At 68.8% G+C, this 24,879-nt stretch carries 20 protein-coding genes; 12 read left to right on the forward strand and 8 right to left on the reverse strand.

What is annotated here, in order from left to right; translation table 11 throughout:
- Nucleotides 1-39 precede the first annotated feature (39 nt).
- The 3 genes from pepN (at nucleotide 40) to AC6CID_RS14810 (ending at nucleotide 4,473) form a co-directional block, all read left to right on the forward strand.
- The gene (gene pepN / locus AC6CID_RS14800) at nucleotides 40-2,532 is read left to right on the forward strand and encodes an aminopeptidase N (RefSeq protein ID WP_498354188.1); all 2,493 of its coding nucleotides are present in this window, start codon (nucleotides 40-42) and stop codon (nucleotides 2,530-2,532) included.
- Nucleotides 2,529-3,659: a site-specific integrase gene (locus tag AC6CID_RS14805; protein WP_258261160.1), complete on the forward strand. Its 1,131-nt coding sequence runs from the start codon at nucleotides 2,529-2,531 to the stop codon at nucleotides 3,657-3,659. The genes pepN and AC6CID_RS14805 overlap by 4 nt, the downstream gene beginning before the upstream one ends.
- A 130-nt stretch (nucleotides 3,660-3,789) precedes the next feature.
- Entirely contained in the window at nucleotides 3,790-4,473 is a 684-nt protein-coding gene (locus AC6CID_RS14810) for a DNA alkylation repair protein (protein WP_498354150.1), read from the forward strand.
- A gap of 868 nt (nucleotides 4,474-5,341) precedes the next feature.
- On the opposite strand, the gene AC6CID_RS14815 is transcribed toward AC6CID_RS14810, so the two are convergent.
- Nucleotides 5,342-5,479, reverse strand: a complete 138-nt coding sequence (locus AC6CID_RS14815) for a hypothetical protein (protein WP_155738849.1) — start codon at nucleotides 5,477-5,479, stop codon at nucleotides 5,342-5,344.
- Between the two features lie 263 nt (nucleotides 5,480-5,742).
- On the opposite strand from AC6CID_RS14815, the gene AC6CID_RS14820 reads away from it, so the two are divergent.
- On the forward strand, nucleotides 5,743-8,109 hold the full coding sequence (locus AC6CID_RS14820; RefSeq protein ID WP_498354151.1) for a phosphoketolase family protein: 2,367 nt from the start codon (nucleotides 5,743-5,745) through the stop codon (nucleotides 8,107-8,109).
- A 3-nt stretch (nucleotides 8,110-8,112) separates the two neighbouring features.
- On the opposite strand, the gene AC6CID_RS14825 is transcribed toward AC6CID_RS14820, so the two are convergent.
- The 4 genes from AC6CID_RS14825 to AC6CID_RS14840 form a co-directional block, all read right to left on the reverse strand.
- Nucleotides 8,113-8,877: an HAD family hydrolase gene (locus tag AC6CID_RS14825; protein ID WP_498354152.1), complete on the reverse strand. Its 765-nt coding sequence runs from the start codon at nucleotides 8,875-8,877 to the stop codon at nucleotides 8,113-8,115.
- 16 nt (nucleotides 8,878-8,893) lie between these two features.
- Entirely contained in the window at nucleotides 8,894-11,311 is a 2,418-nt protein-coding gene (locus AC6CID_RS14830) for a glycoside hydrolase family 65 protein (protein WP_217580196.1), read from the reverse strand.
- A gap of 65 nt (nucleotides 11,312-11,376) precedes the next feature.
- Nucleotides 11,377-12,228, reverse strand: a complete 852-nt coding sequence (otsB, locus tag AC6CID_RS14835; RefSeq protein WP_230810854.1) for a trehalose-phosphatase — start codon at nucleotides 12,226-12,228, stop codon at nucleotides 11,377-11,379.
- Between the two features lie 72 nt (nucleotides 12,229-12,300).
- Nucleotides 12,301-13,368, reverse strand: coding sequence for a helix-turn-helix domain-containing protein (locus tag AC6CID_RS14840; protein WP_498354153.1), 1,068 nt, complete (start codon nucleotides 13,366-13,368; stop codon nucleotides 12,301-12,303).
- A 120-nt stretch (nucleotides 13,369-13,488) separates the two neighbouring features.
- On the opposite strand from AC6CID_RS14840, the gene AC6CID_RS14845 reads away from it, so the two are divergent.
- A complete protein-coding gene (locus AC6CID_RS14845; protein WP_006552156.1) occupies nucleotides 13,489-13,950 on the forward strand; it encodes a 6,7-dimethyl-8-ribityllumazine synthase in 462 nt (153 codons plus the stop codon).
- A 25-nt stretch (nucleotides 13,951-13,975) separates the two neighbouring features.
- On the opposite strand, the gene AC6CID_RS14850 is transcribed toward AC6CID_RS14845, so the two are convergent.
- A complete protein-coding gene (locus tag AC6CID_RS14850) occupies nucleotides 13,976-14,575 on the reverse strand; it encodes an SDR family NAD(P)-dependent oxidoreductase (RefSeq protein WP_498354154.1) in 600 nt (199 codons plus the stop codon).
- 1 nt (nucleotide 14,576) lies between these two features.
- Here AC6CID_RS14850 and AC6CID_RS14855 point away from each other — a divergent pair, with 1 nt between their 5' ends.
- Nucleotides 14,577-15,368, forward strand: coding sequence for an AraC family transcriptional regulator ligand-binding domain-containing protein (locus AC6CID_RS14855; RefSeq protein WP_498354155.1), 792 nt, complete (start codon nucleotides 14,577-14,579; stop codon nucleotides 15,366-15,368).
- A gap of 108 nt (nucleotides 15,369-15,476) precedes the next feature.
- Here the strand turns inward: AC6CID_RS14855 and AC6CID_RS14860 are convergent, their stop codons facing one another.
- Both AC6CID_RS14860 and AC6CID_RS14865 read right to left on the reverse strand, forming a co-directional pair.
- Nucleotides 15,477-16,622, reverse strand: coding sequence for an MFS transporter (locus tag AC6CID_RS14860; protein ID WP_006552159.1), 1,146 nt, complete (start codon nucleotides 16,620-16,622; stop codon nucleotides 15,477-15,479).
- Nucleotides 16,619-17,518 (reverse strand): PAC2 family protein, encoded by a 900-nt coding sequence (locus AC6CID_RS14865; protein WP_006552160.1) that lies wholly within the window; start codon nucleotides 17,516-17,518, stop codon nucleotides 16,619-16,621. The genes AC6CID_RS14860 and AC6CID_RS14865 overlap by 4 nt, the downstream gene beginning before the upstream one ends.
- Before the next feature lie 51 nt (nucleotides 17,519-17,569).
- On the opposite strand from AC6CID_RS14865, the gene metH reads away from it, so the two are divergent.
- The 6 genes from metH (at nucleotide 17,570) to hisG (ending at nucleotide 24,872) form a co-directional block, all read left to right on the forward strand.
- Nucleotides 17,570-21,139 carry a methionine synthase gene (metH, locus tag AC6CID_RS14870; RefSeq protein WP_217579772.1) on the forward strand — a complete coding sequence of 1,190 codons (3,570 nt, stop codon included), beginning with the start codon at nucleotides 17,570-17,572 and terminating at the stop codon, nucleotides 21,137-21,139.
- Entirely contained in the window at nucleotides 21,132-21,839 is a 708-nt protein-coding gene (locus tag AC6CID_RS14875; protein WP_064851807.1) for an HAD family hydrolase, read from the forward strand. The genes metH and AC6CID_RS14875 overlap by 8 nt, the downstream gene beginning before the upstream one ends.
- A gap of 1 nt (nucleotide 21,840) precedes the next feature.
- Nucleotides 21,841-22,701 carry an oxygen-dependent tRNA uridine(34) hydroxylase TrhO gene (trhO, locus tag AC6CID_RS14880; protein ID WP_019289517.1) on the forward strand — a complete coding sequence of 287 codons (861 nt, stop codon included), beginning with the start codon at nucleotides 21,841-21,843 and terminating at the stop codon, nucleotides 22,699-22,701.
- Between the two features lie 4 nt (nucleotides 22,702-22,705).
- On the forward strand, nucleotides 22,706-23,593 hold the full coding sequence (locus AC6CID_RS14885; RefSeq protein ID WP_498354156.1) for a pseudouridine synthase: 888 nt from the start codon (nucleotides 22,706-22,708) through the stop codon (nucleotides 23,591-23,593).
- 40 nt (nucleotides 23,594-23,633) lie between these two features.
- The gene (locus tag AC6CID_RS14890; RefSeq protein WP_170318512.1) at nucleotides 23,634-23,915 is read left to right on the forward strand and encodes a phosphoribosyl-ATP diphosphatase; all 282 of its coding nucleotides are present in this window, start codon (nucleotides 23,634-23,636) and stop codon (nucleotides 23,913-23,915) included.
- A gap of 93 nt (nucleotides 23,916-24,008) precedes the next feature.
- Complete coding sequence (gene hisG / locus AC6CID_RS14895) at nucleotides 24,009-24,872, forward strand: ATP phosphoribosyltransferase (protein WP_006552165.1); 864 nt, start codon at nucleotides 24,009-24,011, stop codon at nucleotides 24,870-24,872.
- The last annotated feature ends 7 nt before the right edge of the window (nucleotides 24,873-24,879 follow it).

Below are 24,879 nucleotides of genomic sequence, written 5' to 3' on the forward strand. Positions count from 1 at the left end.
CCCGTCGAGTCCGGGCGCGTGATGGCAGGATCGGGACTCGTGAGCTCCGCGAATCTGACCCGTGCCGAAACCGCCGCGCGCGCCCGCGCACTCGACGTGCACTCCTACCGCGTCGAACTCGACCTGCGGGGTGCCGTCGATGCCCGCCGCACCGGATTCCCCACGGTCACGACGCTCGAATTCACCGCCTCCACCGACGAGGCCTGGCTCGACTTCATCGGCGACTCCGTCGAGTCGGTGACGATCAACGGCGAGCTCGTGCCCGTCGTCTACGACGGCGCGCGGATCACGATCGGCGGTCTGAAGGAGATCAACGTCGTCACCGTCGTCGCGACCGGCCGGTACAGCCGGTCGGGGGAGGGGCTGCACCGCTTCGTCGATCCCGTCGACGGCGAAACCTATCTCTACACCCAGTACGAACCGGCCGACGCGCGTCGCGTGTTCGCGTGCTTCGAACAGCCGGATCTCAAGGCGCCGTTCACCTTCGTGGTCACCGCGCCGCGCCGCTGGCAGGTGCTGTCGAACGAGGCCGCCGAGCGCACGGTGCAGCGCGACGACACCCAGACCGTGACGTTCGCGCCGACCCAGCCGATCTCCACCTACATCACCGCGATCGTCGCCGGCCCGTACCACCGGGTGGACGCGTCGTGGAGCCGCGACGAGCTGACGGTGCCGCTGGGGGTGCTGTGCCGCGCCTCGCTCGCCGAGCACCTCGACGCCGACGAGATCGTCGAGGTCACCCGGCAGGGCATGGACTTCTACGCCGAGCACTTCGACTATCCGTATCCGTTCGGCAAGTACGACCAGGTGTTCGTGCCCGAATACAACCTCGGCGCGATGGAGAACCCCGGCTGCGTCACCTTCACCGAGGCCTACGTCTTCCGTGGTGCCGCCACCGCCGCCCAGCACCAGGGTCGAGCCAACACGATCCTCCACGAGATGGCCCACATGTGGTTCGGCGATCTCGTGACCATGAAGTGGTGGGACGACCTGTGGCTGAAGGAGTCGTTCGCCGACTTCATGGGCGCCTTCACCAGCGCCGAGGCCACCAAGTTCACCGACGCGTGGGTGGCCTTCGCGAACCGCCGCAAGGCCTGGGCGTATCTGCAGGACCAGCTGCCGACGACACATCCGATCGTCGCCGACATCGTCGACCTCGAGGCCGCGAAGCTGAACTTCGACGGCATCACCTACGCAAAGGGCGCGAGCGTGCTCAAGCAGCTCGTCGCCTATGTCGGCCGCGACGCCTTCTTCGAGGGGGCCCGCCGGTACTTCCGCAAGCACGCCTTCGGCAACACCACCCTCGACGATCTGCTCGTCGAACTGTCGAGCACCTCCGGCCGCGACCTGTCGTCCTGGGCGCAGGCGTGGTTGCAGACCACCGGGGTGTCGACCCTGCACCTCGAGGAGACCGGGACCGGGTACGAGATCGTCCAGAGCGATCCGCGCCCGCACCGCCTCGCCGTCGGTTGCTACGACTCCGACGACTCCGGCGACCTCGTCCGCACCCACCGCGTCGAGGTCGACCTCGCCGACGAACGCACCCCCGTCGACCTGCCCGAGGCGGCGCTGGTGCTGCTCAACGACGACGACCTCACCTACGCGAAGATCCGTCTCGACGCCCGGTCGCTCGACACCGTCGAGGCCACCCTGGACCGCGTCCGGGAACCGCTCGCGCGCGGCCTGCTGTGGTCGGCGCTGTGGAACGCGACCCGCGACGGGGAACTCGCCGTCGACCGCTATCTGTCCATGGCCGCGCGATTCGCCCCGCACGAGGCCGACATCGCGCTGCTCACCGCCGTGCTCGCCAACGCGGCCCAGGCCGTCGAACACTATGTGCCCGACTCGGTGCGCACCGACGCGCGGCGTGGCTGGCTCGACGCGGTCTGGGACGGGATGCACGGTGCCGCACCCGGCAGCGACGCCCAGCTGGCGTTCGCTCGCGCCGTCGGTGTCGCGGCGAGCGTCGACGACCGGCACGCCGCCGACCTGCGAGCGATCCTGTGCGGCAACGTCGCACCGCCGGAGGGCCTACGTCTCGACCCCGACCTGCGGTGGAGCTGGTGGGCGGCGCTGACCACCACCGGCGACGCCGACGAGGCCGACCTCGACGAGGAACTGCGCAACGACGACACCGCCTCGGGACGCACCGCGCACCTGCGCGCACTCGCCTCCCGCCCCCGCGCCGAGGTCAAGGCGCACGCGTGGGCGACGATCCTCGCCGACCACACCCTCACCAACGACCACCTCGACGCGACCATCGCCGGGTTCCGCGCCGGGGCGCGCCGCGACCTGATCTCCGCCTACGACACCGACTACTTCGCGGTGCTCCGCGAGACCTGGACGAGCCGCAGCATCGAGATCGCCCGCCGGATCGTCGTCGGGTTGTTTCCCGCGGCCGACAGTCTCGAACCCGTCGACACCTGGCTCGAGGCCCACACCGCCGCTCCGGCCGCGCTGCGGCGCCTGGTGATCGAACAACGCGACCATCTCGCCCGCGACCTGCGTGTCCAGAGGATCAACACGCCGTGACCAGCCCGGATCTGCCCCGTCCCGAGGTGCCCGCGGTACCGGACACGGTCGCCACCGCGATGCGGCGACTGCGGGAGAAGGCGACCTCGGAGAACACCCGCGCCGCCCAGATCGGCGACTGGACGATCTTCACCCGCTGGTGCGAACGCACCGGGCACAGTCCGATGCCGGCCACCGCCGAGCAACTGAGCTGGTTCCTCACCGAGAAGGCCGCCGAAGTGCGCCCCGACGGACGCTGGGCGTACGCGCCGTCGACGCTGTCGCGGTGGGTGTCGACCATCAACAAGATGCACGCCCTGGCAGACCTGCCGAAACCCGGTGGGCACGAATCGGTTCGGGATCTGCTGCGTGGCATCCGACGCGACCGGGCCACCCCGCCGGCGCGGCGCACCCCGCTGCTCACCGACGACATCCGCACCATCCTCACCGCGATGCGCGCCGAGGCCGCCGACGGCGGGTGGGCCGAACGCGTCGCCGAACGTCGCGACGCCGCGCTGCTGCTCATGGGACTGGCCGGGGCGCTGCGCCGTTCCGAGCTCACCGGGCTCGTCGTCACCGACGTCGTCCCGCACCGCGCCGACGGGCTCTACGTGAGGGTCCGCCGGTCCAAGACCGACCGCAGCGCCCGCGGCCGCACCGTCACCCTGCCGTACGGGTCCGATCCGCACACCTGCCCGGTGTGCGCCTATCGACGCTGGCGGGAGGTGCTCGACGCCTGGGACGAGTCCGGACGCGAGGCCGTCGTCGACCTGCTCGGCAACGCCACCGCCGACCCGGCCGAGCACTGCTGCCGTGGTCTGGCAGCCGGGCGCACGCAGGACGGCGATCGGCCCCTGTTCCGGCCGGTGCACCACAGCGGCACGGTGGGGACGAGCGCGCTGTCGGGGCAGTCCGTGCACTCGATGATCCAGCGCCGCGCCCGCCGCGCCGGGTTCAGCGACGACCTCGTCGCCACCCTCGGCGGGCACAGCCTGCGGGCCGGGTTCGTCACCCAGGCGGTGCGCGGCGGCGCGACCACGCAGACGATCATGACGCAGACCGGGCACGCGGACGAACGGATGGTCGCGCTGTACAGCCGCCACCACGCCGGTCTCGTCGGCAACGCGGTCACCCAGCTCGGCCTGTGAACGGATTCGGGTGGATCCGACCCCGCTCAGCGGGGCCGAACCCACCCGAATCGACGACGGAACCGGCCCAGGCTGTCGCCCGGCGCTCGTAGGCTGAGGCGCGACCGACACGCACGGACAGGAGATCGCGGTGGCACAGACGACAACGGACGCTCCGACCGTCGACGAGCTGCTCACCGAACTCGCCGCGCTCAACGACCCGAAGATCCGCGCGGTGAACGAGAAACACGGCGACGACCACGGCGTGAACCTCAGCGCCCTGCGCGCCGTCGCCAAGCGGGTGAAGACGCAGCACGAGCTCGCGCAGCAACTCTGGGCCACCGGCGACACCGCCGCCCGGCTGCTCGCGCTGCTGATCTGCCGCCCGAAGGCGTTCACCGCCGACGAACTCGACACGATGGTCCGTGAGACCGGCACCCCGAAGGTGCACGACTGGTTCGTGAACTACGTCGTGAAGAAGAACCCGCACGCGGAGGAGCTGCGCGGGCGATGGATGACCGATCCAGATCCGATCGTCGCGAGCGCAGGCTGGGCACTCACCGCCGAGCGTGTCGTCAAGAACGCCGACGGCCTCGACCTGTCCGGCCTGCTCGACATCATCGACGCTCACATGCGCAACGCCCCCGAACGATTGCAGTGGGCGATGAACACGTGCCTGGCGCAGGTCGGCATCGAACACCCCGACCACCGGGCCCGCGCGCTCGACATCGGCGAACGCCTCGAGGTGCTGAAGGACTATCCGACGTCACCGGGCTGCACGTCACCGTACGCGCCGGCCTGGATCGGCGAGATGGTGCAACGGAAGAGTACGTGAGCTATCGCAGGCCGCTGGGAAGGATACGACTATTCCTCATCGAGGGTTGCACTGCACGTTTGCGCGTCAGTGTTTATTTCCCACACGAACGCGTATTGGCTACCTTCGGCTACATCGATCGCCCCTGATTCCCTCAGATTGCAGCGCACTCCGAGAGAATTGCACTGCAGTAGTCCAGTCATGGAGTAGGGCTGCAATCCAATAGGAACATTCCGGATAGTATGGCGTGCCCCGGTCGGGATAATCACTTGATTCGCGATATGGACCGTAATATCCGCGGTGCACCCGTAGTCCTGATCTTCGTAAACGAGCGCAATCGTCGCTGTGGCGGGCTCGGATGATGGACTTGAGGTGTCGTTGGGGGGGCGGGGGAGGAGGTTCTTGGCCCTGAGTGCTAACGATTACGCCGAGAACGGCCCCCAATGCGGTAATCAGTGCAGCCAACGCCCCGATGCCCTCTGCGGACTTCCAGAAACTCTTGCCTTCTCCGCTGGACTGGTCGGAGGGTGCGTTCATCGGATCCTCCCGCGTTCGTTGCAGTGGTTTCACAACGTTGGGTGAAGCGCCATCGGCATGGCTCCACCGGCGGCCTTGTGGCGGGCCCGGTTGGTGACATGACCAGTATGAGCTGTCCGAAGATGCGAAATTTCTGAATTGCCGATTTTCCCTGGAGTGTTCTCGCGGCGACATCCAATTTTGTGTGATAAGTAATGGAGTAATTTGGTGCGGGCAACTCTTTGCTGAGTGAATTTCGAGGTGGTGGCCTACGCGCAAACATCCCCGGAGCGACAGACGTCCCCGTACGCACCGGGCTGGATCGGCGAGATGGTGCGATGGAGGAACGAGGCGACGGCCACCCCCTCGTAGCTCACGCCACGTCGAGTGTGCGGATCTCCTGCCGGATCTCGTTCCACCCGGTGGTCCGTCCCGTCAGCAACCACACCCGGGCGTCGAACCAGTATCCGCGGCCACCGGCCACCGCCGTGACCAGGTGTGCGAACGCCACGAGCGCCCGATCACCCCCACCGCGCGGCCTGCGAACGGGATGGATCACCCGCCGCTGCGGTGCTTCGTAATCGACTGTGCGGTCCTGGCCCAGGGCATTCGCATTCGACTTCCGGTGTCGGATCGTTCCGGTCGGTACCGGGAGTGGGTACCTCCCCGATTGGGTACCGTTCCGAGCGAGGGTACGCGGCAGGCCGGGCCCCGCATGCGCTTTCGCGGGAAAGCCCTGGCCGGCGCCGGATATCAGCGACGACGAGGAGAACGATGCAGCTCCCCACCACCGACACCGACTTCGACACCCTCGACGCGTGGTGGCGGGCCGCGAACTATTTGTCCGTCGGCCAGATCTACCTCATGGACAATCCGCTGCTGCGCGAACCGCTGCGGCCCGAACACATCAAACCGCGGCTGCTCGGACACTGGGGCACCACACCGGGATTGAACTTCGTCTACGCGCACCTCAACCGCGCCATCACCACCCGCGACCTGGACATGATGTACGTCATGGGTCCCGGTCACGGCGGACCCGGACCGGTGGCCGCGGCGTGGCTCGAAGGCACCTACAGCGAGGTCTACCCGAGTATCTCCCGCGACGAGGACGGCATGCGGCGCCTGTTCCGCCAGTTCTCGTTCCCCGGCGGCATTCCCAGCCACGTCGCCCCCGAGACCCCCGGATCGATCCACGAGGGCGGTGAACTCGGCTACTCCCTCTCGCATGCCTACGGCGCCGCCTTCGACAATCCCGATCTGATCGTCGCCGCGGTCGTCGGCGACGGCGAAGCCGAGACGGGACCGCTGGCCGCGAGCTGGCATTCGACGAAATTCGTTGACCCGCGCCGCGACGGCGCGGTACTGCCGATCCTGCACCTCAACGGTTTCAAGATCGCCAACCCGACGGTGCTCGCGCGCATCGGCGAGGACGAACTGATCTCGCTGCTGCGCGGCTACGGGCACGAACCGATCGTCGTCGCCGGCGACCATCCCGCCGACATGCATCGGCGCTTCGCCGCCGCCCTCGACGCGGCGCTCGACCGCATCTCCGAGATCCAGCAGACCGCCCGCAGCTCGGGAAACGCGACCCGCCCGGCGTGGCCGATGATCGTGCTCCGGTCCCCGAAGGGCTGGACCGGCCCGGTGGAGGTCGACGACGCCCCGGTCGAGGGCACGTGGCGCGCCCACCAGGTGCCGATCGGTGATCCGCGCAGGAACGACGAGCACCGCCGCCTCCTCGAGGAGTGGCTGCGCAGCTACCGGCCGAAGGAGTTGTTCGACGACGACGGCGTTCCCGTCGCGGCCCTGCGCGACCTCGCGCCCCGTGGCACCCGGCGGATGAGCGCCAACCCGCACGCCAACGGGGGAGCGGTGCTGCGGGATCTGATCCTGCCCGACTTCCGCGACTACGCCGTCGACGTTCCCGAACCGGCCACCGCCACGGGCGAGGCCACCCGCATCCTCGGCACCTTCCTGCGCGACGTCATGCGGCGCAACGCCACGAACTTCCGGATGTTCGCGCCCGACGAGAACAACTCCAACCGCCTCGACGCGGTCCTCGACGCCACCGACCGCACCTGGAACGCGCGCATCGAGCCGGGTGACGACCGGGTCGCCCCCGACGGCCGCGTCATGGAGATCCTGTCCGAACACACCTGCCAGGGCTGGCTCGAGGGGTATCTGCTCACCGGCCGGCACGGATTGTTCTCCAGCTACGAGGCTTTCGCGCACCTGGTCGACTCGATGGTGAACCAGCACGCCAAATGGCTGCTCACCACGAACCGGATCCGCTGGCGCCGCCCCATCCCGTCGCTGAACTACCTGCTCACCTCCCACGTGTGGCGGCAGGACCACAACGGCTTCTCGCACCAGGATCCCGGATTCATCGACCACGTCGTCAACAAGAAACCCGAAGTCGTGCGCGTCTACCTGCCGCCGGACGCCAACACCCTGCTTTCGGTGGCCGATCATTGCTTGCGCACCCGCCAGTACATCAACGTGATCGTCGCCGGGAAGCAACCGGCCGTACAGTTCCTCGACATCGACGACGCGATGACCCACTGCCGCAAGGGCATCGGGATCTGGCAGTGGGCCTCGACCGACCGCGACGTCGAACCGGATGTGGTGCTCGCCTGCGCCGGCGACATCCCCACGATGGAAACCCTCGCAGCCGTCGACATCCTGCACCGCCGCTTCCCCGACCTGCGGATCCGGGTGGTCAACGTCGTCGACCTCATGCGGCTGCAGGACGACCGGGCGCACCCGCACGGGCTGCCGGGCGCGCACTTCGACGCGCTGTTCACCACCGACAAGCCGGTGGTCTTCGCCTACCACGGCTATCCGTGGCTGATCCACCGTCTCGTCTACCGGCGCACCAACCACGAGAACTTCCACGTCCACGGCTACATCGAGGAGGGCACGACCACCACACCGTTCGACATGTGCGTGCTCAACCGCATCGACCGCTACCACCTCGCGCTCGACGTCCTCGACCGCGTCGAGCGGATCCGGCCGATCGCCGGGCACGCCCGCGAGGAATTCGAGAACATCCTCGCCGAACACACCCGCTACGTGCGTACCCACGGCGAGGACATGCCGGTGATCACCGACTGGCACTGGCAGGGCGTCGGAATAGACTGAGCGTCAAACCGATCCGCGGCGGGCCAGTCGCCCGGCGGTGAAGGCGTCGACGTCGACCTCGTCGAGGGAGGTCACCACCAGATCGGCGCCCGCGTCCTCGAGGTCGGCGGCGTCGTCGAAACGGGCGACACCGAGCGCCCACATGCCGCCGGCCTTCGCCGCCCGGATCCCGCTGATCGCGTCCTCGACGACCACGCACGCCTGGGCGGGCACCTCGAGTTCGTCGGCGGCGGTGAGGAACAGTTCCGGGTCGGGTTTGCCGTGGGCGACCGGCCGGCCGGACAGATCCGCGTCGAACCGGTCGAGCAGCGTCTCGCCAGGACGGTCATGGGCGGGGACCGCCCGCAGGAACAGCCCGGCATTCTTCGACGAGGACGCCGCGGCCACCGCGATCCCCGCCGCCTGCACGGCCGCGACGAAGCGCACCCCGTCGTCGTAGGCGCGGAACCGGCGCTCGTCGATCAACCGCAGCAACCGGGCCTGCTTGCGCTGGGCGTAGTCCACCGCGCGGCGCTCGGCGTCGGGCACCGCGAAGTATTCGAGCGCGGCGCGGGCGCCGTCCATCCGCGGCCGACCCGACAGCACCTGCCGGTACACCGCCGCGGTGAACGCCTCGTCGGTCCAGGAGGTCTCGGGTTGCAGGTCGCGCCAGTCGCCGGTCATCAACTCCGCCAGCGCTTCCCGCCACGCCGTCTCGTGCGGTGAATCGACGAGCACCCCGTCGACGTCGAAGATCACCGCACGGAACCGCGACTGCGTCTCGGCCACGATGCCCTCCTCGCGGTCAGGCAGGGACGGCGGCGAGCCGGAACTCGTGCGACTCGCCGGCGCCGAGCTCGACGAGTTCGCCGTCCACCGCGACCTGCACCGGCACCCGGAAGCCCTCGGTCTCGGCGCGCACCGACAGCTTGTCGCCGTCGATCCGCACCCGCAGGGGAGTGCCGCGGTACCGCATGGAGAACGACACCCCGTCGAGGTGCGAGACGAGCTTGGGCCGGAAGACGAGCACGTCGCCGTACGCGCGGGCACCGACGTAGTAGCGCTGCACCAGATCGAGGGTGCCGCCCATGACCCCCATGTGGATGCCTTCCTTGGTGGTGCCGCCCTGCAGGTCGCTGACATCGCTCTCGAGCGCGAGCTTGAACCGCAGCCACGACGACTGCGGGTCGAAGGTGGCGAGCACACCGGCGAACGTCACGTGACTGAGCGTCGAGCCGTGCGAGGTGCGCTGGTCGTAGTAGTCGACGGTGCGGCGCACGAGGTCGCGATCGTAGGGATAACCGAGCTGCTCGAACACCTGGCGCAACTCGGCATCGTCGAACAGGAAGAACAGCATCACCGTGTCGGCCTGCTTGGCGACCTTGTAGGCATCCGGGTCGCGGCCCTCCGCCCGCAGGATGCGGTCCATCCGACCGATGTTGCCGTACTTCGTGCGGTAGTGCTCCCAGTCGAGTTCCTCGAGATCCTCGTAGCCCTCGAACTGGCTGATCACCCCGTCGTGGTAGGGCACGAACATTCTCCGGCTCATCTCCGACCAGGTGCGCAGTTCCTCGTCGGTGACCCGCAACCGGGCCCGCAGGGCCGTGCGCCGGCTCTTCGACAACACCTCGAAGACGTCCAGGGCGCGCGCCGCGATCCACGCGACCATCACGTTGGTGTACGCGTTGTTGCGCAGACCGCCCTCGGTGGCTCCCGGATACCGTTCGTGGAACTCGTCCGGGCCCATCACCCCATGGATCTCGTAGCGGTCCCGCTCCGGGTTGTAGTGCGCGATCGACGCCCAGAACCGCGCGATCTCGAGCATCATCTCGGCGCCGTAGTCGGCCAGGAAGTCGACGTCGTCGGTGGCCTGGTAGTAGTGCCACACGTTGTAGAAGATCGCGGCGCTGACGTGACGCTGGTTCCGGCTCAAGTCCGGATCCCATTGCCCCGACATCGGATTGAGATGCACCGTCTGGGTCTCCTCCGTGCCGTCGCTGCCGCTCTGCCAGGGGAACATCGCGCCGCGGTAACCGGCCTCGCTCGCCGCGGCCTGCGCCTCGCCCAACCGGCGGTAACGGTAGAGGATCAGTCCCTTGGTGATCTCGGGGACCCGCATGTTCAGGAAGGGATAGACGAACATCTCGTCCCAGAACACGTGCCCGCGATAAGCCTCGCCGTTGAGTCCGCGCGCCGGCACTCCCGCGTCGAGACGCGCGGTGTGCCGTGAGCAGACCTGCAGCACGTGCGAGACGTGCAGACGCAACAGCAACTGCGCGCGCGGCTCCCGCGGCAGCCGGATGTCGCAGATGTCCCACAACTCGTCCCAGGCCGCGACGTGCTCGTCGTACGCCTCGGCGAAATCCGGATAGCGCAACACGTGCCGGCCCGCCGACGCGAGGGGCTCGGTGATCGCGTCGTCGCGGGAGGTGAACATCGCCACCATCTTCTCGATGCGCACCGTCGAGCCCTCGGCGATGTCGAAGGACAGGACCTGCTGGATGTAGTCCTCCATCTGGTACAGATCGCGGTCGACGAGCATCGCCCCGCACGAGCCCTCCCGGAACACCCGGGTGCGGGCGGCCTGGGCGATGTAGGTGTCGGACTGGCGGATCTGCACCTTCAGCGCGATCGTCTCGGGGCCGTAGGTGCGCGGCGAGACCGGATCGAGGTGCCGTGCCTCGAGATCGCGGTAGCGGGCCACGGCGCGGTTGGAGACCCGGCCGTCGAGGGCGGTGACGATCTCGACCCGCCCCGACCAGTTCTCCGGGGTCAGCGACCATTCGAGCGCCCCCTGGTTCGGATGCTCCATGCTCACGAACCGCCTGCTGCACAGCGACGTCTCGCGGCCGTGCCGATCCCGGAACCGCAGTTCGCGGACCACGGTGGCGGTGCGGATGTCGTAGACGTGCCGGTAGTCGAGGATCTCCACCTGTGCCAGGCGGATCGCCTCGCCGCCGTCGATGCGCAGCTTCAGCACGAGCCAGTTCGGGAGGTTGACCAGATCCTCGTTCAGGACCGGGCTGCCACCCATGATGGTGGTCTCGCGGTTGTAGCAACGATGCGCGTAGGTCCCCGGATAATGGACCTCGCCCATGTCTTCCCACTCGGCGGTGCCGCGTGAACAGAAGTAGCCGTTGCCCGTCGAGGTCAGGGCTTCGCGCAGGGGTTCGTCGTCTGGATCGAAACCGTCGTAGTCGAGGGTGAACTCCGGGTCGTACACGCGAACCTCCTGGCGGGTCGTACTCGACACGAACTGTCCGGCGGTGCTGTCACCCGGCGGCGCTGTCATCTACCCAGGGCCGACAGGAAACGTTCGACGTCGTCGACCGACGCGAGGACGAACTCGGCGTCGGTGCGGCGTCCGGCCATCTCCGGGTCGTCGGGGCTGCCGACGAGGATCCCGATGCCGCGACCCCGCAACGCCCGGAAGGCGTCCTCGTCGGTGATGTCGTCGCCGAGATAGAGCGGCACGACGTCATCGGAGGCGAGACCGAGGACCTCGATCAGGTGCAGGACCGCCTTGCCTTTGTTCCAGTCCACGGCCGGTTTGAGTTCGTAGACCATCTTTCCCGGCACCACGGCGAGCCGGTCGGGGTTCTCCTGCAACAGCGTCTCGACGATCGCACCCACCCGGTCGTGCACCTCGGGGGAGGCCTGCCGGTAGTGCACGGCAACCGACGCGCGCTTCGGTTCGATGCCGACACCGTCGAGACCGTCCAGGCGGGTGCGCAGGGTCTCGGTGGTCTCGGTGATCAGATCGGTGAAGTCGGTGAGGACGTCGTGGGCGATCTGCCCGTGGGTGGGGCTCCAGATGTCGAAACCGTGGCTGCCGGCGACGACGAGATCGTCGACCCCCATGAGCTGCTGGACGACGTCGCGGTCGCGGCCGGTGACGATGCACACCGACACGCGGTCGGCGAGTTCACGGACGGTGCGGCGCATGGCATCCGACCACACCGCGTCCTCGGGACGGGCGACGATCGGGGTGAGCACACCGTCGTAGTCGAGGAAGACCGCGGGCCGGCGGCCCGCGAGACGATCGGACAGAGCGGCGCCGTCGAGTGCCGACGGTAGGTCCTCCACGGTGCGCGGCGCGGTCATCTGATCGGTACTCCTGTCGTCGCGGCGACCCGTCATGGTTCGCACCGTACACAAAGATCGAAAGGCTCGGCCGTGGATCCGGGGAGGGGGATCGGCCGGATGCAGCGGTCAGCGGACCGGGCGTCGCCAGTGCTCGTCCGCGGTGAGCCGGGAGCGGACGTGTTCGGCGGCATCGTCGTTGCGGAACGGGCCGGCCAGCAGGTCGGCGTAGACGTGTGAGACGGCGGCATGCCGCAGTCCGCCGCGACGGTCCATCCGTTCGAAGACCACCGGCGACCAGGGGATCGCCACCACGACGTCGCCGCCGTGCTCGACCGGGCGCAGGCCGAGACTGTCGGCGAAGTCGTCGGGGTCGTCGGCGTAGACCTCGAGCAGCGTCGGGGCCGCGTAGTCGGTGGCGCCGACGCCGGTGAGCGCGTAGGGGATGTCGATGCGTTCGGCCAGTCGCGCGCGGGTCGCGGTGACGCCCTCGGGGGCGGTGAACCGGCGGACCGCGCACACCTTCCGCTCGGCGGCCCAGGCCCGCAGCATCGGTTCCCAGCGCACCTCGACGATCGGGCCGCGCGGGACCCGGCGCACGAGCTCACGTTCGACGAGCACCTCGACGACGCGGTAGGTCGCGCCGGTGGACGCGCCGGACAGCTTGATCAGTTCCGGGACGGAGATCTCCCCGACGTGATCGGCGAGTGCGCGCACCACGCGGTCGGACGGTTCGCCGGTGAGCACCCCGGACGGGCGGCCCGGGCCGCGCCACGGGTCGGCGTCGGCGCCGCGGTCGCGGACCCACACCGCCGGGCGGTCGGCGACGAGCGAGAGGTTGCCGGTCGCGTCGGCGTAGGAGATGCCGTGCCGGTCGAGCTGGCGGCGCACCGGATCGGACAGATAGTGGGCGCACACGAAGCCGCGGTCGGAGTCGGACAGGTCGGCGGCGATGCGCGCGACGTCGCCGGAGAGCACACCTCGGGAGGCGACCACGGAGAAGGACACGGTGTCGCCGTCGGGGGCGGAGACGAGCATCCGGGTGGGTGCCTCGGGGGAGCGGGGGCGGTCGCTCGACAGCGACCAGCCGAGCGGCAGGCACGCCTCGAGTCGGGCGGTGGCGCGACGGTAGATGTCGATGTACCGCTCGGGGCGGGGACCGATGGTGTTCTCGGGGACGGGAGCCGACTGTGTCACATCCACCACCGTAGTCACTCTGTGCATGACGGAAAAGAGAAATAATCGAAATCCCATAGGGCGGAACAGCCCCTCTCCCGCACCGCAAACTATGACGCGGCATGCGCTAGTTTCGTGACCATGACCGACATCACCGGGCGCATCGCGTTCGTTCAGGCGACCTGGCACCGCACCATCGTCGACCAGGCACGTACAGGCTTCACCGAGGAGATCACCCGCCTCGGCGTCTCGCAGGACGCCCTGGACTTCTTCGAGGTCCCCGGCGCCTTCGAGATCCCGCTGCACGCCAAGCGACTGGCGAAGACCGGGCGTTACGACGCGATCGTCGCGGCCGGGCTGGTCGTCGACGGCGGCATCTACCGGCACGACTTCGTCGCCACCGCGGTGATCGACGGCCTGATGCGCGTCCAGCTCGACACCGATGTGCCGGTCTTCTCCGTCGTGCTCACCCCGCACAACTTCCACGAGCACGACGAGCACGTCGAGTACTTCACGCGGCACTTCGTCAAGAAGGGCGCCGAGGCGGCTCGCGCCGTCGACGCCACGGTGCGCTCGCTGCGCGCGCTGCCGACCGGAGACTGAGCCCCGGTCGGCAGCGCGCGTCGGATCAGCGTGCGCTGCCGGAGGGATTCTTCGCCGCCGAGTCCTCGCCGGCCGCTGCCTGGTTCGGAGCCTCGGTGCGCCGACGGTAGGCCGCCCGCGCGGTCTCGTCGGTGTTCAGTGCCAGCGACTGCAGACCGAATGCCGCGGTGATGCGGTGACGGGTCGCTTCCGGCACCGCCTTCCGCGCTCCGAGGATCGCGCCCGCCGTGCGGGGCACGTACCGCAGGCTGGGACGAGCCGTCGCGATCACCTGCACGATCGCGGCGGCGACCTCGTCCGGGCCGATCACGGCGTGCTCGGTCGCGGAGTACACCGTGAGGCCGGGGGCGCCTTCGATGCCCACGACGGAGCCGAGATTGACGATGTGTCCGTAGCCCTGTTCGGTGAACCGCGCCGCGGGCGGCTTCGAACCGAGGATCACACCGCGGACGTTGATGTCGATCTGCCGGTCGGTGACCGTGTCGGTCTCCTCGAGGAACGCGCCGGTGGGCATGATGCCGGCGTTGTTGACGAGCACGTCGATCCCGCCGAACTCCATGTGGGCCAGGCTGAGGAATTCGTCGAAGGATCCTCGGTCGGTGACGTCCAGAGGCCACCGGAACACCGTGGTGCCGAAGCGCGCATCGATCCGGGCGGCGGTGCACGGGATCTTCGGTTACGCCCTGATGAGCTGTGCGACGGTGCGCGACGGCATCGAGGTGGGCACCCGTTTCTTCGATCTCACCTTCGCCTTCTCGCGCGCCGCCCTGGAGTATGCGGGCGACGAAGTCCGCTTCTGCCTCGACGACCGGCACGTGCCGGTGCAGCTGCGGGGCTTCCTGCTGGAGCGCGACGTCCCGGGGATTCTCGCCCATTGGGGTGCGCTGTGGGGGCAGCCGTCCGAGATCCGTCGCATCGAGGTGGCCGAATCGCTCGGTGAGCGGATCGCGCCGGTGTTTCGCGACCGGGGGTTCCTGGTGAAGACGACGGCGTCGACGCATGCGGTGGTAGTGGACGCGCGGGCGTTGGACCGGCCCATGCCGACCGCGAGCCCGGAGGCCGCCGCCGTACTGCTGCGGGAGTGCGCGGAACTGCTGCAGCGCAGACAGAACCACGGCGAGCTCGGCGCCCGCGTGCGGGAAGTGCTGCTGCGCCGGGCCGCGGAGGGCCCCACGCAGGACCAGGTGGCCGAGACGCTGGGGGAGGAAGGGGGCCTCGTAACGGGCGATCGTGGCCGAGACGCTGGGGGACGATGGCGGGGGAGAGGGTGGCGCACCGTCTGGGCTACGCCGATGCGTCGAGCTTCTCGGTGGCGTTCCAGCGGTGGACCGGCCGGACGCCGGGTGGGCGAGGACGGGAGAGACGCTCGGTCTGAGGCGACTGCGGGACCGGTTCGAGAGCTCTTGGAGATATTCTGAACAGTACGGAAAACATAGAAAGTCAGAATCCATCCTCCTTCAGGACCTACTCACCGCACAGCGGGGCACCAGCTACCAACCACCAAACCTGCCAGGAGAACGTCGGTGTCAGCGGCTCGATGCCTCAGGGCGTCGAGTCATGGCCAGGGGAACGAGCACACCGAGCAGCGCGGCAGGCAGCAGGAACGCGAGGACCGGGTCGGCGCCGTACACCGGCGTCAGCAGGAGAGGGGAGAAGGCCGCACCGCCGAAGCGGAAGGCCTGCACGACGGACACCGCGCCACCGCGGTTGCCGCCCGGCCCACCGAGCACCGCGGCGTTGACCCCGACGAGGATGAACTGCGAAGCGATACCTGCCAGGAACCACGCGACGCCGAGCACGACGAGCCACGGGACGGTACCGACGACCACGACCAGCGCTGCGCCGCTCACCGCGCCGATGAGCACGATCGCGCGGGCACCGACGCGGTCGATGAGCATCCCGACCGGCCGGGAACTGAGGATGCCGGCGAGTCCGAACACGGTGAGTACCACGCCGCGTTCGGACGGGGACAACCCGAAGTCGTCCTCGACCCGGAAGGCGAGGAGGAATCCGAGTCCGCCGAGCGCACCCCAACCGAGCAATGCGACCAGCCCGATACGCAGGACGCGCGGGGTCAGCGCGTCGCGCAGTCGGACCCGAGTGGTACCGGACGGGTCGTCGCGCACCGATTCGGGCAGGCCGGCGAGCGCCAGGAGCAGCGCGGCGCCGGCAAGCACAACGAACGCCCATCTCCAGCTCACCTCGGCGGCGAGACCGCCGATCAGTGGGGCGACGGTTTGGCCGGCGGCCTGCATCGCCCCGAACAATCCGAGAGCGCGTCCGAGCCTGTCCTTCGGGGTGATAACGGCCAGCGCCGCGAGCAGCAGCGGAGTGGTGAACGCGTTGGCCGCACCCTGCAGCATGCGGGTGCCGATGAGCACCGAGAAGGTCGGCGCCAGCGCCGCGGCGATCGAGACCGCCGCGTAGACGAGATAGGCGGTGCGCACGGTGCGGACGCGTCCCCACCGTGCGCCGAGCGTGCCGGAGAACAGCATCGCGGCGGCGAACACACCGAGATAGGCGGTGACCGTCGTCGCGGCTGTGCCGGTGGACACACCGGTGTCGGCGCCGATCTCCGGCAGCATCGACACGACGACACTGCCGCCGAAGGGACCGAGGAAGCCGCCCGCGTACAGCGCCGTGCGCTGCAGCGGTTCGCGCAGATCCCTCACTTGTTGAAGCCGCCGGGGCCCCGTCGCCGCAGATAGCGTTCGAACTCGGCGGCGAGGGCGTCGCCGTCGATCTTGGCGATGACCTCGGAGATGTCCTCCTCGGCCTCGGCGTCGCCGCGCTCCTCGAGGGTGCGCACGTACTCGGCGATCTCCTCGTCGTCCTCGATCATGTCGGTGACGGTCTGTTCCCACTCCTCGGCGAGGAGGGGGAGTTCGCCAAGGGGCACCTCGAGGTCGAGGACGTCCTCGACGCGGCGCAGCAGCGCCACGGTGGCCTTGGGGTTCGGCGGGTTGGACACATAGTGGGGGATCGCCGCCCAGAACGACACCGCGGGGATGCCCGCGCGGACGAAGGCGTCCTGCAGCACGCCGGTGATCCCGGTGGGTCCTTCGTAGCGGGAGGTCTGCAGCTTGAAGCGTTCGGCGGCCTCGGAGCTGTAGGCGGTGCCGGTCACCGGGACCGGGCGGGTGTGCGGGGTGTCGGCGAGCAGTGCGCCGAGCAGGACGACGGTGTGGACCTCGAACTCGTCGACGAGTTCGATGATGGCGTCGCAGAAGCTGCGCCAGCGCATGCTCGGCTCGATGCCGTGCAGGAGGACGATGTCGCGGTCGCTGCCGGGCGGGGAGCACAGCGACAGCCGGGTGGTGGGCCAGTCGATCTCGCGGGTGACCCCGTCGACGAGCCGCACCTGCGGCCGGTTGACCTGGTAGTCGTAGTACTCCTCGGAGTCCAGCTCCGCGAACGGCTCGGCGTCCCAGATCAACTCGAGGTGTTCGACGGCGCCGCTGGCGGCGTCGCCGGCGTCGTTCCACCCTTCGAAGGCGGCGACGAGCACCGGATCGCGCAGGACGGGGACGTCCTGGTCCGGGGTCTCGGGAAACTCGGGTGTACTCACTCGTCCAGCCTACGACCCGGCCCGATCCGGGCGCCCACTAGTCTGAAGGGCATGTCCACCCCACTTCATTCTGTCCTGCTCGATGCGCTGAGCCAGCGCGTTGTCATCGGAGACGGGGCGATGGGCACCATGTTGCAGGCCGCGGATCTGTCGCTCGACGACTTCCGCGGTTTGGAGGGGTGCAACGAGATCCTCAACGAATCTCGTCCCGATGTGATCCGGGGGATCCACCGGGCGTACTTCGAGGCCGGCGCCGATGTCGTCTCGACGAACACCTTCGGCTGCAACCTGCCCAACCTCGCCGACTACGACATCGCCGACCGCATCCGTGAGCTGTCCGAGCTCGGTACCCGCCTCGCCCGCGAGGTCGCCGACGAGATGGGTCCCGGCGCCGACGGCATGGCCCGGATGGTGATCGGGTCGATGGGTCCGGGTACGAAGCTGCCCACCCTCGGCCACGCGCCGTTCGCTGCGCTGCGCGACGCCTACGGTGAGGCGGCGCTGGGCATGCTCGACGGTGGTGCCGACGCGATCCTGGTGGAGACCTGTCAGGACCTGTTGCAGGCGAAGGCCGCGATCATCGGTAGCAAGCGGGCGATGGAGCAGGCCGGTCGCCGGATCCCGATCGTTACCCACGTGACAGTGGAGACCACCGGCACGATGCTGCTCGGTTCCGAGATCGGTGCCGCGCTGACCGCCCTCGAGCCGCTCGGCATCGACCTGATCGGGTTGAACTGCGCGACCGGTCCGGCGGAGATGAGCGAGCACCTGCGGTATCTGTCGCAGCACGCGACGATCCCGGTGTCGGTGATGCCGAATGCGGGTCTGCCGGTGCTGGGCGCTAACGGCGCCGAGTACCCGCTGCAGCCGGAGGAGCTCGCCCAGGCCCTGGCAGGTTTCGTCTCCGAGTACGGGTTGACCTTCGTCGGTGGCTGCTGCGGCACCACCCCCGAGCACATCCGGCAGGTTGCGGCGGCGGTGCGGGGGGTGCAGCCGGCGCCGCGCGCCGCGCAGCCGGAGCCGGGTGTGTCGTCGCTGTATACCTCGGTGCCGTTCGAGCAGGACGCGTCGATCCTGATGATCGGTGAGCGGACCAACACGAACGGGTCGAAGGCGTTCCGTGAGGCGATGCTCGCCGCGGATTGGCAGAAGTGCCTGGACATCGCGAAGGATCAGATCCGCGACGGTGCGCACATGCTTGATCTGAACGTCGACTATGTCGGGCGTGACGGGGCGGCGGACATGGCGGAGCTGGCGTCGCGGTTCGCGACGTCGTCGACGTTGCCGATCATGATCGACTCGACGGAGCCGGACGTGATCAAGGCGGGTCTCGAGCATCTCGGTGGTCGGTGTGCGGTGAACTCGGTGAACTACGAGGACGGCGACGGTCCGGGTTCGCGGTTCGAGCGGATCATGGAGCACGTCGTCGAGCACGGCGCGGCGGTGGTCGCGTTGACGATCGACGAGGAGGGCCAGGCCCGCACCGCCGAGCACAAGGTGCGCATCGCCGAGCGGTTGATCGCGGATCTGACCGGTCGGTGGGGGTTGTCGCCGCAGGACATCATCGTCGATGCGTTGACCTTCCCGATCTCGACGGGTCAGGAGGAGGTGCGGCGCGATGCGATCGAGACGATCGAGGCGATCCGCCGCCTCCACGAGGCGCATCCGGAGGTGCACTTCACGCTGGGCATCTCGAATGTGTCGTTCGGTCTGAATCCGGCGGCGCGGCAGGTGTTGAACTCGGTGTTCCTGAACGAGTGCACCGCGGCGGGTCTGGATACGGCGATCGTGCACGCGTCGAAGATTCTGCCGATGGCGCGGATCCCGGAGGAACAGCGGCAGGTCGCGCTGGATCTGGTGTACGACCGGCGCAGCGAGGGTTACGACCCGCTGCAGAAGCTGATGGAGCTGTTCGAGGGGGTGTCGGCGGCGTCGGCACGCGAGTCGCGGGCGCAGGAGCTGGCGGCGTTGCCGCTGTTCGAGCGGCTCGAGCGGCGCATCGTCGACGGCGAGCGCAACGGTCTCGAGGACGATCTGACCGAGGCGATGAGGACCACCCCGCCGCTGGCGATCATCAACGACACGCTGCTGTCGGGCATGAAGACTGTCGGTGAGCTGTTCGGGTCGGGTCAGATGCAGTTGCCGTTCGTGCTGCAGTCCGCCGAAGTGATGAAGACCGCGGTGGCGTTCCTCGAGCCGCACATGGAGTCGACGGGCGACGAGGGCAAGGGCCGGATCGTGCTGGCGACGGTCAAGGGCGATGTGCACGACATCGGCAAGAACCTCGTGGACATCATCCTGTCGAACAACGGCTACGAGGTGGTCAACCTCGGCATCAAGCAGCCGATCGCGACGATCCTCGACGCGGCGGTGGACAAGCGCGCCGATGTGATCGGCATGTCGGGTCTGCTGGTGAAGTCGACGGTGGTGATGAAGGAGAACCTCGAGGAGCTCAACTCCCGCGGGGTCGCGGAGCAGTTCCCGGTGTTGCTCGGTGGTGCGGCGCTGACCCGCAGTTACGTCGAGAACGATCTGGCGGAGGTCTACGAGGGCAAGGTGTCCTACGCGCGCGATGCGTTCGAGGGTCTGTCGCTGATGGACCGGGTCATGGCCGAGAAGCGCGGTGAGGGTCCGGCGCCGGACAGTCCGGAGGCGATCGAGGCCGCCCGCAAGGCCGCCGAGCGCAAGGAGCGGCACGAGCGCAGCAAGCGGATCGCGGAGAAGCGCAAGGCCGCGGAAACGCCGGCGGAGATCCCCGAGCGCAGTGACGTCGCGAAGGATCTGCCGGTGCCGACGCCGCCGTTCTGGGGCACCCGGGTGATCAAGGGCATCCCGCTGGCCGACTATGCGGCGCTGGTCGACGAGCGTGCGCTGTTCCTGGGGCAGTGGGGCCTGCGCGGGCAGCGCGGTGGCGACGGCCCGAGCTACGAGGAGCTCGTGGAGACCGAGGGCCGGCCGCGGTTGCGGTACTGGCTGGACCGGTTGGCGACCGAGGGCATCCTGCAGCACGCGGCGGTGGTGTACGGCTACTTCCCGGCGGTGTCCGAGGGTGACGACGTGGTGGTGCTGACCGAGCCGCGCCCGGACGCTCCCGAGCGTTACCGGTTCACCTTCCCGCGGCAGCAGCGTTCGCGGTTCCTGTGCATCGCCGATTTCGTGCGGTCGCGGGAGGATGCGCTCGCGTCGGGCCAGGTGGATGTGTGGCCGTTCCAGTTGGTGACGATGGGGCAGCCGATCGCGGACTTCGCGAACGAGTTGTTCGCGTCGAATTCGTACCGCGACTATCTCGAGGTGCACGGCATCGGTGTGCAGCTGACCGAGGCGCTGGCCGAGTACTGGCATCGGCGGGTGCGGCAGGAGCTGGCGTTCGCCGAGGGCGGCACGGCCGCGGACGAGGATCCGGAGGAGGTCGCGGAGTACTTCAAGCTTGCCTACCGCGGTGCCCGGTTCGCGTTCGGTTACGGCGCGTGCCCGAATCTCGAGGACCGCATCAAACTGGTCGAGCTGCTCGAACCCGAGCGGATCGGGGTGGAGCTGTCGGAGGAGCTGCAGTTGCATCCCGAGCAGTCCACCGATGCGTTCGTGCTGCACCACCCGGAGGCGAAGTATTTCAATGTCTGATCGGGTGGAGGCGCCGCTCGCGGTGCAGACCGGTGCGCTGCGGGCGGTGCTGTGGGACATGGACGGCACCCTGCTCGAATCAGAACGCTTGTGGGACATCGGGATGCACGAGTTGTCGTTGCATCTCGGTGGGCCGATGAGCGACGAGACCCGCATCTCCACGATCGGGGGGCCGATGGATCTGGCGGTGCTGCGCACCTTCGCCGGGTTGGGTCTGGAACCGACCCCGGACGAGGCGGCGGCTGCGGCGGCGTGGCTGACCGACTACATGGGCCGGTTGTTCGCCGACGGGCTCACGTGGCGGCCCGGCGCGCAGGCCGCGCTGCGCACCGTCCGCGAGGCGGGACTGGGGTCGGTGCTGGTGACCAACACCGAGCGGGCGTTGTGTGAGGTGGCCCTCGCGACCCTGGGCCGTGAGCATTTCGATCATTCGGTGTGTGGCGACGAGGTGCCGGCCGGCAAACCCGATCCGGCGCCCTACCGTCGGGCTGCGGAGTTGCTCGGTCTGGATCCGGCGCAGTGTCTGGCGGTGGAGGATTCTCCGACCGGGGCGGCCGCGGCGGATGCGGCCGGGTGCACGGTGCTGGTGGTGCCGTCACTGGTGGATGTGCCCGGCTCGGAGCGGCGGGTGTTCCGGTCCACGCTCGAGGGGTTGAGCGCCGAGGATCTGCACGAGCTGCACGGTGCGGGGGTGCCCTGAGGTGGCGGTCCCGAAGATCGTGCTGTTCTACAAGTTCACCCCGTTGCCCGACCCGGAGGCGATCCGGTTGTGGCAGCACACCCTCGCGTCGTCGCTGGGGTTGACCGGGCGGATTCTCATCTCGGAGCACGGCATCAACGGCACCGTCGGCGGTGACATCGCCGACGTGAAGAAGTACGTGCGTGGCTTGCGCGGTTATGCGGCCTTCAAGGACACCGATATCAAGTGGTCCGACGGCACCGGCGACGACTTTCCGCGGCTGTCGGTGAAGGTACGTCCGGAGATCGTGACGTTCGGGGTGCCCGACGAGGTGAAGGTCGACGAGAACGGCATCGTCGACGGCGGCACCCATCTGTCGCCGCACGGCGTGCACGAGCTGGTCGCCGAGCGCGGCGACGAGGTGGTGTTCTTCGACGGCCGCAACCGCTTCGAGGCGCAGATCGGCCGGTTCCGGGATGCGATCGTGCCGGATGTCGCCACGACCCGCGATTTCGTCGCCGAGCTCGACAGCGGACGCTACGACCATCTCAAGAACCGCCCGGTGGTCACCTACTGCACCGGTGGGGTGCGCTGTGAGGTGCTGTCGGCGTTGATGCGCAATCGCGGGTTCGAAGAGGTCTACCAGCTCGACGGTGGCATCGTCCGCTACGGCGAGACCTTCGGAGACGAGGGCCTGTGGGAGGGTTCGCTGTACGTCTTCGACGGGCGGATGAACGTCGAGTTCAGCGCCGAGGCGCCGGTGATCGGCCGCTGCACCCTGTGCGGGACGCCGACCTCGCGGTACCGGAATCATCCGGATCTCCACGGCCGGGAGTTGACTCTGGTGTGCGAGGGCTGCGTCCCGGACCTCGTGGAGGCGTAGACCGGTGCGTGCTGCACCGCTGCCGGTGCGCGACGGGCTCGGCCCCGACCGCATCCGGATGCCCGCCGATGCCGACGCGGCCACGATCGTCGAGTTCCTGCAGGCCGGCCACCCCGAGGAGGACTGGGCGGCGCACATGGGGGCGGGGGAGTTGGTCGACGAGCACGGCCGCCGCGTCGATGCGTGCACGCCGTATCAGCCGACGCGGTTCGTGTACTTCTACCGCGATCCGCCGCCGGAGGTGCCGGTGCCGTTCCCGGTGCGCGTGTTGCATCGGGAGGACGGTCTCGTGGTGGTGGACAAGCCGCATTTCCTGGCGACGATCCCGCGCGGAGCGCACATCCGCGAGTCGGTGGTGGTGCGGTTGCGGCGCGAGCTGGAGTTGCCGCATCTGGTGCCGGTGCACCGGCTCGACCGGATGACCGCCGGGGTGCTGCTGTGCACGACGGATCCGGCATGGCGGCGGCCCTATCAGGAGCTGTTCGAGCGTCAGCGGGTGCGCAAGGTGTACGAGGCGGTCGCCGGTTATCGGTCCGACCTGCCGTTCCCGCAGGTGGTGCGCACGCGGATCGTCAAGCGGCACGGGGAGCCGACGGCCGAGCAGTTCGCCGACGAACCGAATTCGGAGACGCGCATCGAGCTGGTCGAGCGGCGTGGGGAGCTGGCCCGTTACCGGTTGTTCCCGCGCACCGGTCGCACCCACCAGCTGCGGCTGCATCTGGCGTCGTTGGGGGTGCCGATCGTGGGGGACAACTTCTATCCGTGGTTCCGGCGGCGCGACGCGGACGATTTCACCGATCCGCTGCGGTTGCTGGCGCGGTCGCTGGAGTTCACCGATCCGATCAGCGGGGTGGAGCGGCGGTTCGTCAGCGGGCGGGAACTCGAGTTCTGAGCGAGGGTTGGTGTCCTGGCTGTGGGGCCGGTGGCGGGGCATGAAACAATCGACCCCTGTGAAGACCTTCGATTCCCTGTTCGCCGAGCTGTCCGAACGCGCCGCGACCCGCCCCGAGGGCTCCGGCACCGTCGCCGCCCTGGACGCCGGCGTGCATTTCCAGGGCAAGAAGGTACTCGAAGAGGCCGGTGAGGTGTGGATCGCCGCCGAGTACCAGTCCGACGAGGAACTGTCCGAGGAGATTTCGCAGCTGCTGTACTGGGTGCAGGTGCTGATGGTGGGGCGGGGTCTGAAGCTCGAGGACGTCTACAAGCATCTGTGACGGCCGGTGGCCCGCTGTGCCGGTGCCGCCGTCCGTGCCCCCTGTAGATCCCTTCCTCGCTTCTGCTCGTCGTTCGAAAGGACCCAATCCGTCATGCTGCGCGTCGCAGTCCCCAACAAAGGTTCGCTGTCCGAGTCCGCCGCCGAGATCCTGCAGGAGGCCGGCTACCGTCGGCGCACCGACTCGCGGGATCTGACGGTCATCGACCCGGTCAACGACGTCGAGTTCTTCTTCCTGCGGCCGAAGGACATCGCGATCTACGTCGGTTCCGGCGAGCTGGATCTGGGGATCACCGGCCGCGACCTGGCGATGGATTCGGGGGCTCCGGTCACCGAGCGGTTGTCGCTGGGCTTCGGGTCCTCGCGTTTCCGGTACGCCGCGCCGAAGGGCCGCGACTGGTCGGTCGAGGATCTGCAGGGTCTGCGCATCGCCACCTCGTACGCGAATCTGGTGCGTCGTGATCTCGCCGCCCGCGGCATCGAGGCCGAGGTGATCCGGCTCGACGGTGCGGTGGAGATCTCCATCCAGCTCGGGGTCGCCGACGCGATCGCCGATGTGGTCGGCTCGGGCCGGACGTTGCGGCAGCACGATCTCGTCGCCTTCGGCGAGTCGTTGTGCGATTCGGAGGGTGTGCTGATCGAGCGGGAGGATTCGGATCGCTCGGATCGGGCCCGCAACCAGCTGATCGCCCGTCTCGAGGGTGTGGTCTTCGCGCAGCAGTACGTGATGATCGATTACGACTGCCCGAAGCACCTGCTCGAGCAGGCCGTGCAGGTCACGCCCGGTCTCGAGTCGCCGACGATCTCGCCGTTGGCGAACGAGAATTCGGTGGCGGTGCGGGCGATGGTGCCGCGCAAGGGCCACAACGCGGTGATGGACCGGCTCGCCGAGATCGGTGCCCGCGCGATCCTCGCGTCGAACATCCGCTCGTGCCGGGCGATGCGCGCCCCCGAATAGACGCGCA

The organism is Rhodococcus sp. GQ147 (genome assembly GCF_059759155.1).